This window comes from Klebsiella sp. 64 (assembly GCF_018223915.1).
Lineage (GTDB): Bacteria > Pseudomonadota > Gammaproteobacteria > Enterobacterales > Enterobacteriaceae > Klebsiella > Klebsiella pneumoniae.
The window spans coordinates 176,490-192,472 of sequence record NZ_JAGRQZ010000001.1; the positions used below are offsets into that span (position 1 = coordinate 176,490).

Here is a 15,983-nt window from a genome sequence, read left to right on the forward strand (position 1 = left end):
CGACTAGGCCTGTATTTCCGGGTCATTAAAAGCAAGAATGCGTGCTTTCGCGTACCTTATAGAGAAGGCGCGTAATTTAGCAGATATGGATTAACGGAGGTTGAGTGGACGCGATTAAAGGCTCGGAGTTGCAGATACCGGACGCGATCTTCGCGTGGGTGCTCGACGGGCAGGGGGGCGTTAAGCCGCTCGCCGATGACGATATTATCGACAAAGACAAGCCTTGCTGGCTGCATCTCAACTATACCCATAGCGACAGCGCCGACTGGCTGGCGGCCACCCCGTTGCTGCCCAATAACGTACGCGATGCCCTGGCGGGGGAGAGCACCCGGCCGCGGGTGACGCGGATCGGTGACGGGGCGCTGATCACCCTGCGCTGTATCAACGGCAGTACCGATGAGCGGCCCGACCAGCTGGTGGCGATGCGCCTGTATATGGATGAGCGGCTGATCGTCTCCACTCGTCAGCGCAAAGTGCTGGCGCTGGACGATGTGCTGGGCGACCTGAAGGAAGGTAATGGCCCGACGGACGGCGGCAGCTGGCTGGTGGAGGTCTGCGATGCGTTGACCGATCATGCCAGCGAGTTTATCGAACAACTGCACGATCGCATTATCGACCTGGAAGACGACCTGCTCGATCAGCAGGTGCCGCCGCGCGGATTTCTCGCGCTGCTGCGTAAGCAGCTGATTGTGATGCGCCGCTATATGGCGCCGCAGCGCGACGTTTATGCCCGGCTGGCCAGCGAGCGGCTGCCGTGGATGAGTGACGATCAGCGGCGGCGAATGCAGGATATCGCCGAGCGGCTGGGGCGCGGTCTGGATGAGATCGACAGCTGTATCGCGCGGACGGCGATCATGAGCGACGAGATCGCCCAGATTATGCAGGAGTCGCTGGCGCGGCGGACCTATACCATGTCATTGATGGCGATGGTGTTTCTACCCAGCACCTTTTTAACCGGCCTGTTCGGCGTCAACCTCGGCGGGATCCCTGGCAACAGCTGGCATCTGGGGTTTAGCCTTTTCTGCTTGATGTTAGTCGTTGTCATCGGTGGTGTTGCGTGGTGGTTACATCGCAGTAAATGGCTGTAAAGAATCGCCTTTTAGCGGCTGTAGTGCCGGGAAAACCCGGCAATGTTTGAGCGAAATCAATAAACCATCTACCCATTCAGGGCAATATCTCTCTCGCAGGTGAATGCAACGTCAAGCGATGGGCGTTGCGCTCCATATTGTCTTACTTCCTTTTTTGAATTACTGCATAGCACAATTGATTCGTACGACGCCGGCTTTGTTGAGTCGGCTTTTTTTTTGCGCTCTCCGGACCAGCTTCTACCCTTACTAAGACACCCGACGGTTTCTGGCCGTTGACGCCTGCGGGTACGCCCGTATCACTCTCCGGGAGGCCTCTATGTATTACGCTTCAGAGCTGACAGCCCAGTCTATCCCTATCTCGCCCGAGCCGAACGATCCGGCTCCTTTACCCGATCCACGACCGCGTCCGCAGCCCCAGCCCGATCCGCCGCCTGACGAAGAGCCGATTAAATTGTCGCATCAGGCGCGGAGATCTGCGAGGATACGCGCCTGCAGATTGTCTGCCTTTTAATACGAGAATACATTGTGACCGCTTTTTCTACCCTGACTGTTTTACCTGCCGCCCAATTAGCCAACCTTAACGAGCTGGGTTATCTGTCGATGACCCCGGTTCAGGCCGCCGCCCTGCCGGCGATCCTCGCGGGGAAAGATGTGCGCGTGCAGGCAAAAACCGGCAGCGGAAAAACGGCCGCATTTGGGCTGGGTCTGCTGCAGCATATCGATCCGGCGCGCTTCGAGACCCAGTCGCTGGTGTTATGCCCGACCCGCGAGCTGGCCGATCAGGTCGCCGGCGAGCTGCGCCGCCTGGCGCGCTGCCTGCCGAACATCAAGATTCTGATGCTCTGCGGCGGGCAGCCCTTTGGCGCCCAGCGAGATTCCCTGCAGCATGCCCCGCATATTATCGTCGCCACCCCGGGCCGTCTGCTCGATCATCTGCAGAAGGGAACGGTCTCCCTTGACGCGCTGCAGACCCTGGTGATGGACGAAGCGGACCGCATGCTCGATATGGGCTTTAGCGATGCCATTGATGAGGTGATCCGCTTCGCACCGGCTGACCGGCAGACGCTGCTGTTCTCTGCTACCTGGCCGGCGGCAATCGCGGCGATCAGCGGCCGGGTGCAGCGCAATCCGCAGACCATTGAGATCGACACTGTCGACGCGCTCCCGGCGATTGAACAGCAGTTCTTTGAAGTTTCCCGCCACGGTAAGATTGCCCTGCTGCAGCGCCTGCTCAGCCAGCATCAGCCCGCATCCTGCGTGGTGTTCTGCAATACCAAACGCGATTGCCAGGCGGTCTGCGATGCGCTCAACGCTGCCGGGCAGAGCGCCTTGTCGCTGCATGGTGACCTTGAGCAGCGCGATCGCGATCAGACGCTGGTGCGCTTCGCTAACGGCAGCGTCCGGGTTCTGGTGGCGACCGACGTCGCTGCCCGCGGTCTGGACATCAAATCCCTGGCGCTGGTGGTGAATTTCGAGCTGGCCTGGGATCCGGAGGTGCATGTTCACCGCATCGGCCGTACCGCCCGCGCCGGTGAACAAGGGCTGGCCATCAGCTTCTGTGCGCCGGAAGAGGCGCAGCGCGCCACTATTCTGGCCGACATGCTGCAGCTTTCCCTGAACTGGCTGCCGGCGCCGACGGGCAACACCATCGCGCCGCTGACGGCGGAGATGGCGACGCTGTGTATCGACGGTGGGAAAAAGGCGAAAATGCGCCCGGGAGATGTGCTGGGAGCCCTGACCGGGGATATGGGCTTTGATGGTGCCGATATCGGCAAAATTACCGTCCACCCTGCCCACGTCTATGTGGCGATCCGCCAGAATATGGCGCAGAAGGCGTATAAGCAGTTACAAAATGGCAAGATCAAAGGTAAATCCTGCCGCGTACGACTGCTGAAGTAAGGGCAGGAGAGTGCGTCTCAGGCGGCTGCCTGAGACGCGTGAGGGTTATTTCACTTCCACCACGTTCAGACGCAGCTCATCGAGACGGGCGTCTTCTTCTTCCGGCTGCCAGCCGGCGGGCTGCAGGGGAATATCTTCCCGGTCAAACGCCAGATCGCCACCATCCACCACCTCTGAGCCGTGGGTGATACCTTTAAAATCAAACAGATTGACGTCGCTCAGGTGCGAAGGCACCACGTTCTGCATCGCGCTGAACATGGTTTCAATGCGCCCAGGATAACGCTTATCCCAGTCGCGGAGCATATCGGCGATCACCTGGCGCTGCAGGTTTGGCTGCGAACCGCACAGGTTGCACGGAATAATCGGGAAGCCTTTGGCCTGGGAGAAGCGCTCGATGTCCTTTTCGCGGCAGTAGGCCAGCGGGCGGATGACGATGTGTTTGCCGTCGTCGCTCATCAGCTTCGGCGGCATCCCTTTCATTTTGCCGCCGTAGAACATATTCAAAAACAGCGTCTGCAGGATATCGTCGCGATGATGGCCGAGGGCGATCTTGGTCGCCCCGAGCTCGGTGGCGGTACGATAGAGGATGCCGCGACGCAGGCGAGAGCACAGCGAGCAGGTGGTTTTTCCTTCCGGGATCTTCTCTTTGACGATGCCGTAGGTGTTCTCTTCGACAATCTTGTATTCAACCCCCAGCTGCTCCAGATACGCCGGCAGAATATGCTCCGGGAACCCTGGCTGCTTCTGATCGAGGTTCACCGCCACCAGCGAGAAGGAGATGGGCGCGCTTTTCTGCAGATTGCGCAGGATCTCCAGCATGGTATAGCTGTCCTTGCCGCCTGAAAGACAAACCATAATGCGGTCGCCCTCTTCAATCATATTGAAGTCGGCAATCGCCTCACCGACGTTGCGGCGCAGACGTTTCTGCAGCTTATCGATGTTGTACTTTTCTTTTTTACTGATTTCTTGGTTTTGCAGCATGTAATAGTGGCTCAATTCATAGTGTGGCATCAGAAGAGCACGCATTCTGCCAGCCGCTGAACAACGTGGCGCTGGCGCGTAGCAATTATTGAGGTTTGACAGGCAACCGTGGCGTGTATGGTACGGATTCAGGGGCGGAATGTCAGCATCTTTCCGGCACTTTCGGCAGCGAGCAGCCAGGCGGGGGCGGCTGATGCGGAAATAAAAAGCCCGCCGGGCGGCGGGCTGCGGCGTTAGCGGACCACCAGTACCGAGCACTCGGCGTGACGAACCACCGCGGCGGCGTTGGAGCCCAGCAGATAAGTTGTGATATCCGGTCGGTGCGAAGCGATGATCACCAGGTCGGCTGGCAGCGACTTAGCCAGCGCAAGGATTTTATCTTTTGGCGATCCTTCCGCGACGTGAAAATGCATCCGGTCTTCCGGGATGGAGAACTGCTTCGCGATCTCTTTCAATTGCGTTTCAGAACCCTCACGCAGCTCGTCCATGCCGGGAAGCTCAGCGGTATAGGCCATTCCCAGTGAGGCATAATAGGGCAGAGAAGGGATCACGGTGAGGAAATGCACCTCGGCGTCGTCAATCCGCGCTTCCGATTCAACGTGACTGATAATGCGTTCAGTAAATTCTTTATCGGAGATATCGATAGGGACAAGAATCATTCTGCTCATAAAACCTCCTGTTTAAGTATCCCTTCATATTGTACGGTATTAGGACACGTTTTGTATCATGACCGCAGTCACACTTTGACATTAACGTAGCTTGCGTTCGGGAAATTTTCCTTTGATCACCCCGTCATAATACCGGCCTTTTGACACCACCTGTAAAAAATCATGAAAAATACGCGGTGGGACCCCGGTATATTGTAATGGCGGCTGGTGATAGAAATAGATTTCCAGTGTGGCGGAGGCGTCATCGTAGGCGACGGAGATAATTCGGGAAGATTTAACCGGATGGTGGTGCATGATGGACGTCCTCGGGCAAGCACTGACTGGCCATGACTATATCATTAAACGGACGGCTATTTTAGTCCGCGAGATATAGCGTTTTGTTTTATCTGCAGCGAGGCGGGTGGGGGAAAGCCCGCCGGAACCGGCGGGCAGGCGCATCAGAACTGGTAAACCAGGCCCAGGGCGACGATGTTATCGGTAGAGATACCGTTGTCTTCGTAGAATTTGTCGTTACCATCCAGCAGGTTGATTTTGTAATCAACATAGGTGGACATATTACGGTTGAAGTAATAGGTTGCGCCAACGTCCATATATTTGACCAGATCTTTATCGGCATAGCGGCCGTTATTGTACAGATCTTTGCCTTTGGACTGCAGGTAGGAGATGGCCGGACGCAGGCCGAAGTCGAACTGATACTGCGCGGTGACTTCGAAGTTTTGCGTTTTATTGGCCACGCCGTCATTGCCGTACGGGGTCATATTGCGGGTTTCAGAGTACATGGTCGCCAGGTAGATATCGTTGGCGTCGTACTTCAGGCCGGCGGTCCAGGCTTCCGCTTTATCGCCGCGCGCGTTGGTCTGGGTCATCTGATCGTTAGTACGGTCAGACGAGGTGTAAGCTGCCGCCGCGCTGATGCCCATGCCGAAGTCGTAGGAAGTGGAGAGGCCGAAACCATCGCCATTGTCGAAGCGAACATCGCTGTCGCTGCTGCGGTTATTGGTGCCGACGTTGATATCCTGCGCGTTCTGGCCTTCGTTTTTACCCTGATACTGCAGGGCGAAGTTCAGACCCTCCACCAGACCGAAGAAATCGCTGTTGCGGTAGGTTGCGACGCCGTTGGCGCGGCCTGCCATAAAGTTATCCGCATAGGTGTAGGAGTCGCCGCCGAACTCCGGCAGCATATCGGTCCAGCCTTCAACGTCGTACAGCACGCCGTAGTTACGACCGTAGTCGAAGGAGCCGTAATCGCCCACTTTGATACCGGCGAATGCCAGACGGGTCCACGCCTGATCGCTGGAGGTCTCGGTGTTGTTGGCCTGAACGTTATATTCCCACTGGCCATAGCCGGTAAGCATATCGTTGATCTGGGTTTCGCCTTTAAAGCCAAAACGTAAATAAGTTTGATCGCCGTCTTTTTTCGAGTCGCTGGAGAAATAATGCAGACCATCTACCTTGCCATAGAGATCTAATTTATTCCCGTCTTTATTATAAATTTCCGCCGCATGCGCGGCACCGGCGGCTAATAAAGCCGGAATAACGAGGGCCAGTACTTTTCTTTTCATGAAGAAATTCCTTTAACTGTTTTTATGTTTTAACTTCCGGGTGGGAAGTGAACTCATGCTAAAGGAGCGGTCTGAGATCCGGTAAGACTCAATTGTTACGATATAAGTAAAATCTAAAATAAGTAATACCAATGAAATGGTGATAATTATGCTGAATGCATTTATAGATAATATACAAAATAAAAATTATACATGCCCGGGCTAATCACGTATTATTTGCGCGTTATATGCCTTTATTGTCATGCCAATAATTTATTGTTGCCGTCTCATTCTGCGGAATGATGTTGTTTATCGGTAAAACGACAAGCCCGAACGTTGTGTTCGGGCTTTTTTTATGGACAAAGGTGACGGGGCGGTTAACCTTCGCTTGGCGATTTCTCCGCTTTGCCAGCCAGCTGGGCGAGGAAGTCATAGCGCTTCTGCAGATCGGCGGCGGCGTCTTTCCATAGCTGCTCCGCCACTTCAGGCTGCTGGGCGTTCAGGCGGCGGAAACGTTGCTCATTAAGCAGCGTCTCGGCCAGCGCGTCTGATGGCGGACGGGAATCTAGCGCCAGCGGGATCTTGCCTTCGTCTGCCCGACGCGGGTCGAAGCGGTAGAGCGGCCAGAAGCCGGTGGCGGTCAGCTGACGCATCTGGTCGTGGCTGAGCGCCAGATCGTAGCCATGCTCTTCGCAAGGGCTATAGGCGATGATCAGCGATGGCCCCGGATAGGCTTCCGCTTCCTGAATCGCTTTCACCGTCTGGTTCAGCTGCGCGCCCAGCGAAATTTGCGCCACATAAACATGACCGTACATCATCATGCTGACGCCCAGATCTTTACGCGCCTTGCGTTTGCCATGCTCGCCAAACTTAGTCACTGCTCCCAGAGGGGTGGCTTTTGACGCCTGCCCGCCGGTGTTGGAGTAACACTGGGTGTCCAGCACCAGAATATTGACGTTTTCCGTCAGGCTCAGTACATGGTCCAGGCCGCCGAAGCCGATATCGTAAGCCCAGCCGTCGCCGCCGATCAGCCAGACGGATTTCTCCACCAGCGCGTCGGCATCGGTCAGCAGCTCTTCAGCACCCGCCACGCCGGCCAACGCCTGACGCAGGGCCGCCACCTGTTCGCGGCGAACTTCCGGCGTCGCCTCGGCGTGCAGCGCCGCGTTCAGCTCTGCCGGCAGCTTGTCGGCGAATTCGCTCAGCAGGCGCATCACGCGCTGGCGATGCTGGTCGACGGTCAAGCGGAAGCCGAGCCCGAATTCGGCGTTATCCTCAAACAGCGAGTTGGCCCACGCCGGGCCGCGGCCGTTGGCGTCGGTAGTGTACGGTGTCGAGGGCAGGTTGCCGCCGTAAATGGAGGAGCAGCCGGTGGCGTTGGCAATCAGCATTCGGTCGCCGTACAGCTGGGTCAGCAGTTTGATATACGGCGTTTCGCCACAGCCCGAGCAGGCGCCGGAGTATTCAAACAGCGGGCTGATCAGCTGCGAGGTGCGAATATCAATGCGCTCAAGTTTGCTGCGGTCGATTTCCGGCAGGTTGAGGAAGTACTCGTAATTGACCTTCTCCTCTTCCACATGCTCCAGGCGGGACATCATATTGATGGCCTTGATCTCCGGGTTCTGGCGGTCTTTTGCCGGGCACACTTCGACGCACAGGTTGCAGCCGGTGCAGTCTTCCGGGGCGACCTGCAGAACGTATTTCTGCCCGCGCATATCGCGGGATTTCACATCCAGCGAATGCAGGCTGGCAGGGGCGTTCTTCATCTCTTCCGGGGCGACCACTTTGGCGCGGATCGCCGAGTGCGGGCAGGCGGCGACGCAGTGGTTGCACTGAGTACACAGCGCTTCCTTCCAGAGGGGGATCTCTTCGGCGATGTTGCGTTTCTCCCAGCGGGTGGTGCCCATGGGCCAGGTGCCGTCCGGCGGCAGGGCAGAGACCGGCAGCGCATCGCCGAGCCCGGCCAGCATCGCGGCGGTGACCGTTTTGACGAAATCCGGCGCGGCGTCGGAGACCACCGGCGGGCGGTTCGGACTGCTGGCGTTCACCGGCTGGAGCGGTACTTCCGCCAGTGATTCACGGGCCAGGGCCAGCGCCTGCCAGTTGCGCTCCACCAGCTCCTGACCTTTACTGCTGTAGCTTTTGGCGATGGCTGCCTGCAGTTCCGCCAGCGCGCTATCACCCGGCAGGATCTGGGTTAAATGGAAAAAGGCCATCTGCATCACGGTATTAATGCGCGCCCCGAGGCTGCATTCGCGGGCGATCTTTGCCGCGTTGACCACGTAAAAACGCGCTTTTTTCTGATTCAGGGTGGCCTGGACTTCCTGGGGCAGGCGGGACCAGACCTCATCGGCGCTGTACGGCGTGTTGAGCAGGAAAATGCCGCCGGGCTTCAGCCGCTCGGCCATCTGGTATTTATCGATAAACTGCAGCTGGTGGCAGCCGACGAAATCAGCCTGCGAAATCAGATACGATGAACGAATCGGTTTTTCGCTGACCCGCAGATGCGAGACGGTGAGGCCGCCCGCTTTCTTCGAGTCATAGACAAAATAGCCCTGGGAGAACCATGGGGTCGAGTTGCCGATGATTTTGATGTTGTTTTTGGTGGCTGACACGCTGCCGTCGCTGCCGAGGCCGTAGAACAGGGCCTCGAGCTTGGCCTCTGCCGGCAGGGTATTTTCGCCCAACGGCAGCGACAGGTTGGTCACGTCATCATAGATCCCGACGGTAAAGCGCGGCTTCGGCTGGGCGGCCTGCAGTTCACTGAATATCGCCAGCACGCATTCCGGACCAAACTCCTTGGAGGAGAGACCGTAGCGGCCGCCGATAGTGCGCGGTAGCGTCTCGCGCTCGCCGCGGTTAAAGGCTTCCGCCAGGGCGGTCATCACGTCGAGGTAAAGCGGTTCGGCAAGCGCGCCGGGTTCTTTGGTGCGATCCAGTACGGCAACCGCGCGGGCGCTCTCCGGCAGCGCCGCCAGCAGGTGGGCGGCGGAGAACGGGCGATAGAGGCGGACTTTTAGCACGCCGACTTTCTCGCCGCGACTCAGCAACTCATCGACCACCTCTTCGCAGGTGCCGATGGCCGAGCCCATAATGACGATCACGCGCTCTGCCTGCGGGTGGCCGTAAAACTCAAACGGTTTGTACTGACGGCCGGTGGCGGCAGCGAAGTCGTCCATCGCTTTCTCGACATGGTCATACACCGCGTCGTACCACGGATTGGTGGCCTCCCGGGACTGGAAATAAGTGTCGGGGTTGGCCGAGGTTCCGCGGATCACTGGGTGTTCCGGGTTGAGCGCGCGCTGGCGATGCTCAGCGATCTTATCCTGCGGCAGCAGGGCGCGAATAGTGTCATCCGCCAGCGGGGCGATTTTGTTGATTTCGTGCGAAGTACGGAAACCATCAAAGAAATGAATAAACGGCACCCGGCTTTGCAGGGTGGCGATATGCGAGATTAGCGCGAAATCCTGCGCTTCCTGAACGCTGCTGGCGCACAGCATGGCGCACCCGGTCTGGCGGACGGCCATGACATCGGAATGGTCGCCGAAGATCGACAACGCATGGGTAGCGACAGTGCGGGCGGCGACGTGCAGCACAAACGGCATCAGCTGGCCGGCCAGTTTGTACAGGGTGGGGATCATCAGCAGCAGGCCCTGCGATGAGGTAAAGGAGGTGGAGAGGGCGCCGGTCTGCAGCGCGCCATGTACGGCGCCAATGGCGCCCGCCTCCGACTGCATTTCGACCACGCGGGGAACATCGCCCCAGACGTTTTTCAGCCCATTGCCGGCCCAGGCGTCAGCCTGTTCCGCCATCGTTGAACTGGGCGTGATCGGGTAGATGGCGATAACTTCACTGGTGCGAAACGCGACGGAAGCGACCGCGCCATTACCATCAATCGTAATCATATGAAGACACCCTTACATTGCGCAAAAGAATGGACGCGTGAAACCGCGACGCGCCCTGTAATTATATAAGGGGTAGTTTAGCAAACCGCTGACCCCGCCATTTTTGCATTTGTGTCCTCAATGCGCCGGGTACCCGTGACCAGATCAATATTTTGCGTGGTTCGCGGAGAAAATGGCTGCCTGCCGGGAGAGGAACCACCTGCGCCGGGCGACATGGCCGAGGCAGATCAAGCTTTAGGCGAAAATTTGCTAGAAAATGTTAATGAGGCGCATAAATACGTACTTCCCCTCTCGACGCCGCCCGCCACGCTGCCTATTATTCTGGGGTTTGCTTTTTTAAGACGTTTCCGAGGGGAGAGAGAATGCGAGCTGCGATGTTAGTAGGATGTGCGGCGCTGTTGCTGTCCGCGTGCAGTAGTGAACCCGTTCAGCAGGCCACGGCGGCGCACGTCACGCCGGGAATGCGGGCGGCGATGAGCGACGCCGGTCAGGCCAACTGCGCCATGATAGGCGGCTCGTTATCGGTGGCTCGTCAGCTCGATGGTTCGGCGATTGGCATGTGCGCGCTGCCGAACGGCAAACGCTGCAGCGAGCAGGCGCTGGCGGGCGGCAGCTGCGGCTACTAACAGCGGCCCCGTCGCGGGGCAGCGTCAGCGGCACCTCAACGCCGGCTAGTGCATCAGGTCGGCGAGCTTATAGACCAGCGTCTGGTCGGCGGTCGCCAGCGTCAACTGGTTTTCCGTCAGATCGACCTGCGCACCCTCGCGCAGCATCTTGTTGATCGTCGCATCCAGGGTATTGAGCTGGGCGTCGTGGCACAGCATCCGGGTCATCGCCAGCGATTTGACCTTCAGCTCGCCGTCCGACACTTTACCTTCCCCGCTAAAGCCGTTGCACATATTGCCGGATACATACATCTTGCCGGTAATAGCCATCTTCTCACCGAAGCTCAGCTCCAGCGGCCGGTCGCTGGCGTTGACCGCCTGGCCGTTGACGCTGGTCAGCACGAAACGATGATGCTGCAGCTGTTCCGCACCGGTGGACACTTTACTGTTATAGACACAGCCGGACAGCAGCATACCTGCCGCCAGAAGCGCCGCAAATTTGTTCATTTTCACTCCAAAACATTCACATAACTAATAAAACCAAGCCAGTGTAACGGTATCGCAGCGGGGATCTGTGGGGATTATCTGAATGTGCTCCCCCCGGGAGAGGAGCACAAAAGGGAAAGGCATTAGACGATGGCGTTCGGACAGGTTTCGCCGTTGGCGACCTGCTGCAGGTTACCCAGAGTGGTCTCCGAAATGCTGATCAGCGCCTCGGCGGTGAGGAACGCCTGGTGGCCGGTAAACAGCACGTTATGGCAGGCGGAGAGGCGGCGGAAGACATCGTCCTGGATCACGTCGTTGGATTTGTCTTCAAAGAACAGATCGCGTTCGTTCTCATAAACGTCCAGCCCCAGCGCGCCAATTTTCTGGTGCTTCAGGGCGTCGATGGCCGCCTGGGAGTCGATCAGGGCGCCGCGGCTGGTGTTGATCACCATCACCCCGTCTTTCATCTGATCGAAGGCTTCGCGATTGAGCAGGTGGTAGTTTTCGTCGGTCAGCGGACAGTGCAGGGAGATCACGTCCGATTCCTTGTACAGCGTGGCGAGGTCAACATATTCCACCCCCAGCTCCAGCGCGGCGGCGCTTGGGTACGGGTCGAACGCCAGCAGGCGCATGCCGAAGCCTTTAAGGATCCGCAACATCGCTACGCCAATTTTCCCGGTGCCGATCACCCCGGCGGTTTTGCCGTACATGGTGAAGCCGGTGAGGCCTTCGAGGGAGAAATTGGCATCGCGGGTACGCTGGTAAGCGCGGTGGATGCGGCGGTTGAGCGACATCATCATACCGATCGCATGCTCAGCGACCGCTTCCGGAGAGTAAGCTGGAACGCGCACGACGCGCAGGCCAAGCTCCTTTGCCGCCTCAAGGTCGACGTTGTTAAACCCGGCGCAGCGCAGGGCGATATATTTCACCCCGTGGGCCTTCAGCTCTTCCAGCACCGGGCGGCTGCCGTCGTCATTGACGAAGATACATACCGCTTCGCAACCGTTGGCGGTTTTGGCAGTCTTCGCTGTCAGCAGGAAATCGAAGAATTCCAGTTCAAAGCCGTATGCATCATTAACGTGCTGCAGGTACTTTTTATCGTACTGCTTCGTACTATAAACCGCGATTTTCATAAGACTTTTCTCCAGTGATTATACCGTCACGGTAGCATATTTAAAATAATGGTACAATTATTAAAAAATAGTTTAATGAGAGGGTGCTAATCCTAATTCTAGAGCATATCGCGGACTTGCGGAATCTCTTTGAAAGACAAAGTTTTTTCACCACAAACTGAGGCTGAAAGCGCCGGGGGCGAGCAGCAGAAGCGGCCACAGCAGACCGGAGCTGACGTTAGCCAGCTGAAACGACCACAGCGGCAGACTGCTGGCGCCGCTAACGAAGGGCAGCGTAGCCCTCAGGGGAGAGAGAAAGCGGCTGAAAAAGATAGCCCACGGGCCATAGCGCTGAAAGAAGAGGCGGCTGCGGGCCAGACGCTCGGCGGTCAGCCAGCGTAGATGGGTGAGGCGATGACGGTAGCGAATGCCCAGCCGCCACGATAGCCAGAATCCGCCGATGGCGCCGAGGCTGGCGCTGGACCACATTAACAGGAAATGTCCGAGGCTGGCGGAAGCGAATGTTCCCAGCAGCAGCAGGCCGGAGGTGCCGGGGATTGCCAGCGAGACCAATGCGCAGGATTTAGTGAAGGTAAGCAGAAAAACAATCAGCAATACCCATGGATAGTGGTCCTGTGCGCTCTCTATGAGCGAGATAATTAACGACACCGCCTCTCCCGCAAGCTATTCCCGTCTGGCTGGAGTGTGGCAGGAGCGACTTAAACAACAGTTAAATGATAATGGCCGAACGTCGCGCCGCGAGTCCGGCTGGCAACTATGCTTTAACAGGCCGTAAACTTTCACTCACTGGTCGAACGTGTCACAATGGACGCCTTTCGGCTTTTACTTATGTTGAATCAGGATATTAACTGCCCATGAAGGGTAAATATAAAGCCGCCATCGCGCTGGTGTTAGTTCTGGTGTTATTGCCGCTAACCCTGCTGTTGACGCTAACCCACTGGGTGCCGACGCTGGCGGGCATCTGGCTGCCCGTGGGCACGCGTATCTCTTTGCAGGAGAGCCCGCGCCTGACGCGGTCGGCCCTGCTGATCCCCGATCTGCGTTATCTGGTGGGCGACTGTGAAATCGCCCGGGTGACCGATGCCCGTCTCTCGCGTCCCAGCCGCTGGCGGCTGCATATTGGCCAGCTGGAGATCAACAGCGCCTGCCTGAGCAAATTGCCGGCCAGCGATCCCTCTCCCGGTTCACCGCGCACGCTTGCCGAATGGCAATCGATGTTGCCCTATAGCTGGTTAACCATTGACAATCTGCGGCTCTCGCCGTGGGAGAAATGGCAGGGGCGGCTGGTAATGTCATTAACGCCTGCGCAGCAGGATATCGGCTTTGCCGGGAAGGAACTGAGTCTGCAGGCGCGCCTGCGCGGCCAGGCGCTCACCGTCAGCCAGTTCAGCGCCCGGCTGACTGACGATCAGCCGCCGGTGAAGCTGGTGGGGACCTTCCATCTGCCGCTGGTGCCGGATGGTCTGCCGGTCGACGGCCAGATGCAGGGCACCTTCGAATTCCCGCAGACTGCGGAATGGATCGATGCTGAGCTCGAGTGGCAGCACAATCGCGGCCAGCTGCTGGTCACCCCGCGGGGTGAGGTAGAGCCTATTCTGGACCTGCCGTGGGAGATCACTCCGGAGCGGATCACCATCAGCGACGGCCGCTGGCGCACCCGTTACGAGGCGTATCCGCTGCGCGGGCGGGTGGCGCTGTCGGTGGGTAACTGGCAGCAGGGCACCGAACAGATGATCGTCAGCGGTCGCCTGAATGTTCTCACCGAGGGGCATGCCGGGAAGGGCAATGCGGTACTGAATATTGGTCCGGGCAAGCTGAGCATGGATAACAGCGATCTGCCGCTGCGGCTCACCGGTGAGGCCAAGCTGGGGGAGATGATACTATACGCGGCGCTGCCGGCTCAGCTCAGCGGGCCGCTGATCAGCCCGCAGCTGGCTTTTCACCCCGGTGCGTTGCTGCGCTCGCGCGGGCGGGTGATCGACGCGCTGAATATTGACGAAATCCGCTGGCCGCTGGCCGGGGTGAAGGTCACTCAGCAGGGCGTCGATGGCCGCCTGCAGGCGATCCTTCGCGCCCATGAGCAGCAGATGGGCGACTTTACGCTGCATCTGGACGGTCAGGCGAGCGATTTTCTGCCCGACAGCGGCCGCTGGCAGTGGCGCTACTGGGGCGAGGGACATTTTACCCCGATGCAGGCGCGCTGGGATGTGAAGGGCAGCGGGGAGTGGCGCGACAATGCTATTACCCTGAGCAGCCTCTCCACCGGCTTCGATAAGCTTGAGTACGGCACAATGCGGGTCAGCACCCCGCGTCTGACCCTCGAGCAGCCGATCCGCTGGCTGCGCGATGCTGAGCATCCGCGCTTGACCGGCGCGCTGTCGCTGGACGCCGCCAAAACCACCTTCTCCGGCGGCAGCTATCTCCCGGCCTCAACGCTGAAATTCGCCCTCGACGGTCGGGACCCGACGTGGTTCCAGTTCACCGGCGCCCTGCATGCCGAGGCTATCGGTCCGGTGCGTCTGTCCGGGCGCTGGGATGGCGAACGGCTGCGCGGCCAGGCGTGGTGGCCAAAACAGTCGCTAACGGTGTTCCAGCCGCTGGTGCCGCCGGACTGGAAGATGAACCTGCGTGAAGGCAGTCTCTACGCGCAGGTGGCCTTCTCGGCGGCAGCCGGGCAGGGATTTGAGGCGGGCGGCCATGGCGTCCTGAAGGGCGGCAGCGTCTGGATGCCGGATAACCAGATCAACGGCGTCGACTTCGTCCTGCCGTTCCGCTTCAGCGATGGTCACTGGCAGCTGGGCACCCGCCGCCCGGTCTCCCTGCGCATTGGCGAAATCGTCAACCAGGTCACCGCGCGTAATCTGACGGCGGACCTGCAGGGCACCTGGCCGTGGAGCGAGGCCAATCCGCTGCAGCTCAGCGACGTCAGCGTCGATCTGTTAGGCGGGAAACTGACGCTGCTGCAGCTGCGTATGCCGCAGCGCGACCCGGCGTTGATCCGCCTGCAGCATATCTCCAGCAGCGAACTGACCAGCGCCGTCAAGGTGAAACAGTTCGCCATGTCCGGCGCGGTGAGCGGCGCGCTGCCGCTGTGGCTGGAGAATAATCAATGGATTATCCACGACGGCTGGCTGCGCAATGACGGACCGATGACCCTGCGGCTGGATAAAGACACCGCCGATGCGCTGGTGGCGGATAACGTCTCCGCCGGGGCGGCGATTAACTGGCTGCGCTATATGGAAATCTCCCGCTCGTGGACGCAGATTAACCTCGATAATCTGGGCGTGTTGACGCTTAAGGCCAGCATCAACGGCACCAGCCGGGTGGAAGGGAAAAGCAGTACCGTGCATTTAAACTACGCTCATGAAGAGAATATTTTCGACCTGTGGCGCAGTTTGCGCTTCGGCGACAATTTACAGGCGTGGCTCGAGCAGAATGCTACGCTGCCCGTACGGCGCTGTACGGACGGTAAGACATGTAAGGAACCTAAATGAAGAAGCTGTTACTGGCCATGGTGGCGTCGATGCTGCTCGCCGGCTGTACGCCGCGCATCGAAATCGCGGCGTCGAAAGAGCCCATCACCATCAATATGAATGTCAAAATTGAGCATGAGATCCATATCAAGGTCGATAAGGATGTGGAAAACCTGCTCAAATCCCGCAGCGATTTGTTCTGAG

14 protein-coding genes are annotated in these 15,983 nt (G+C 58.6%); 6 read left to right on the forward strand and 8 right to left on the reverse strand.

Annotation, left to right across the window (positions count from 1 at the left end; all coding sequences use genetic code 11):
* The first annotated feature begins 104 nt into the window (after positions 1–104).
* From zntB to dbpA, 3 genes are all read left to right on the forward strand, one after another.
* Positions 105–1,088, forward strand: coding sequence for a zinc transporter ZntB (gene zntB / locus KHQ23_RS00890; RefSeq protein ID WP_004148192.1), 984 nt, complete (start codon positions 105–107; stop codon positions 1,086–1,088).
* Positions 1,089–1,422: 334 nt separating this feature from the next.
* A complete protein-coding gene (locus tag KHQ23_RS26515) occupies positions 1,423–1,599 on the forward strand; it encodes a hypothetical protein (protein ID WP_303632692.1) in 177 nt (58 codons plus the stop codon).
* Positions 1,600–1,613: 14 nt separating this feature from the next.
* Positions 1,614–2,987 (forward strand): ATP-dependent RNA helicase DbpA, encoded by a 1,374-nt coding sequence (dbpA, locus tag KHQ23_RS00895; RefSeq protein ID WP_004151591.1) that lies wholly within the window; start codon positions 1,614–1,616, stop codon positions 2,985–2,987.
* 45 nt (positions 2,988–3,032) lie between these two features.
* Here the strand turns inward: dbpA and ttcA are convergent, their stop codons facing one another.
* The 5 genes from ttcA to nifJ form a co-directional block, all read right to left on the reverse strand.
* Positions 3,033–3,968 carry a tRNA 2-thiocytidine(32) synthetase TtcA gene (ttcA, locus tag KHQ23_RS00900; RefSeq protein WP_002902422.1) on the reverse strand — a complete coding sequence of 312 codons (936 nt, stop codon included), beginning with the start codon at positions 3,966–3,968 and terminating at the stop codon, positions 3,033–3,035.
* Between the two features lie 233 nt (positions 3,969–4,201).
* Positions 4,202–4,636 (reverse strand): universal stress protein UspF, encoded by a 435-nt coding sequence (uspF, locus tag KHQ23_RS00905; RefSeq protein ID WP_004140161.1) that lies wholly within the window; start codon positions 4,634–4,636, stop codon positions 4,202–4,204.
* 81 nt (positions 4,637–4,717) lie between these two features.
* Positions 4,718–4,930: a KTSC domain-containing protein gene (locus KHQ23_RS00910; protein ID WP_002902432.1), complete on the reverse strand. Its 213-nt coding sequence runs from the start codon at positions 4,928–4,930 to the stop codon at positions 4,718–4,720.
* Between the two features lie 143 nt (positions 4,931–5,073).
* The gene (gene ompK37, locus KHQ23_RS00915; RefSeq protein ID WP_004176397.1) at positions 5,074–6,198 is read right to left on the reverse strand and encodes a porin OmpK37; all 1,125 of its coding nucleotides are present in this window, start codon (positions 6,196–6,198) and stop codon (positions 5,074–5,076) included.
* 356 nt (positions 6,199–6,554) lie between these two features.
* Entirely contained in the window at positions 6,555–10,082 is a 3,528-nt protein-coding gene (gene nifJ, locus KHQ23_RS00920) for a pyruvate:ferredoxin (flavodoxin) oxidoreductase (protein ID WP_211776832.1), read from the reverse strand.
* Between the two features lie 362 nt (positions 10,083–10,444).
* Here nifJ and KHQ23_RS00925 point away from each other — a divergent pair, with 362 nt between their 5' ends.
* A complete protein-coding gene (locus KHQ23_RS00925) occupies positions 10,445–10,708 on the forward strand; it encodes a DUF333 domain-containing protein (RefSeq protein WP_004140155.1) in 264 nt (87 codons plus the stop codon).
* Between the two features lie 45 nt (positions 10,709–10,753).
* Here KHQ23_RS00925 and hslJ read toward each other — a convergent pair whose 3' ends face one another.
* From hslJ to KHQ23_RS00940, 3 genes are all read right to left on the reverse strand, one after another.
* A complete protein-coding gene (hslJ, locus tag KHQ23_RS00930) occupies positions 10,754–11,194 on the reverse strand; it encodes a heat shock protein HslJ (protein WP_032434428.1) in 441 nt (146 codons plus the stop codon).
* A gap of 122 nt (positions 11,195–11,316) precedes the next feature.
* Positions 11,317–12,306, reverse strand: coding sequence for a 2-hydroxyacid dehydrogenase (locus tag KHQ23_RS00935; RefSeq protein WP_002902515.1), 990 nt, complete (start codon positions 12,304–12,306; stop codon positions 11,317–11,319).
* Between the two features lie 147 nt (positions 12,307–12,453).
* The gene (locus tag KHQ23_RS00940) at positions 12,454–12,954 is read right to left on the reverse strand and encodes a DedA family protein (RefSeq protein WP_002902516.1); all 501 of its coding nucleotides are present in this window, start codon (positions 12,952–12,954) and stop codon (positions 12,454–12,456) included.
* 206 nt (positions 12,955–13,160) lie between these two features.
* On the opposite strand from KHQ23_RS00940, the gene KHQ23_RS00945 reads away from it, so the two are divergent.
* Positions 13,161–15,800 carry a YdbH family protein gene (locus KHQ23_RS00945; RefSeq protein WP_032434429.1) on the forward strand — a complete coding sequence of 880 codons (2,640 nt, stop codon included), beginning with the start codon at positions 13,161–13,163 and terminating at the stop codon, positions 15,798–15,800.
* Positions 15,797–15,982, forward strand: a complete 186-nt coding sequence (locus KHQ23_RS00950; protein ID WP_004140145.1) for a YnbE family lipoprotein — start codon at positions 15,797–15,799, stop codon at positions 15,980–15,982. The genes KHQ23_RS00945 and KHQ23_RS00950 overlap by 4 nt, the downstream gene beginning before the upstream one ends.
* Position 15,983 lies beyond the last annotated feature (1 nt).

Excerpts from the sequence above, each read along its gene's own strand:
- ttcA (WP_002902422.1), bottom strand. The coding sequence starts at position 3,968 with ATGCTGCAAAACCAAGAAATCAGTAAAAAAGAAAAGTACAACATCGAT.
- uspF (WP_004140161.1), bottom strand. The coding sequence starts at position 4,636 with ATGAGCAGAATGATTCTTGTCCCTATCGATATCTCCGATAAAGAATTT.
- KHQ23_RS00910 (WP_002902432.1), bottom strand. The coding sequence starts at position 4,930 with ATGCACCACCATCCGGTTAAATCTTCCCGAATTATCTCCGTCGCCTAC.
- ompK37 (WP_004176397.1), bottom strand. The coding sequence starts at position 6,198 with ATGAAAAGAAAAGTACTGGCCCTCGTTATTCCGGCTTTATTAGCCGCC.
- nifJ (WP_211776832.1), bottom strand. The coding sequence starts at position 10,082 with ATGATTACGATTGATGGTAATGGCGCGGTCGCTTCCGTCGCGTTTCGC.
- KHQ23_RS00925 (WP_004140155.1), top strand. The coding sequence starts at position 10,445 with ATGCGAGCTGCGATGTTAGTAGGATGTGCGGCGCTGTTGCTGTCCGCG.
- hslJ (WP_032434428.1), bottom strand. The coding sequence starts at position 11,194 with ATGAACAAATTTGCGGCGCTTCTGGCGGCAGGTATGCTGCTGTCCGGC.
- KHQ23_RS00935 (WP_002902515.1), bottom strand. The coding sequence starts at position 12,306 with ATGAAAATCGCGGTTTATAGTACGAAGCAGTACGATAAAAAGTACCTG.
- KHQ23_RS00945 (WP_032434429.1), top strand. The coding sequence starts at position 13,161 with ATGAAGGGTAAATATAAAGCCGCCATCGCGCTGGTGTTAGTTCTGGTG.
- KHQ23_RS00950 (WP_004140145.1), top strand. The coding sequence starts at position 15,797 with ATGAAGAAGCTGTTACTGGCCATGGTGGCGTCGATGCTGCTCGCCGGC.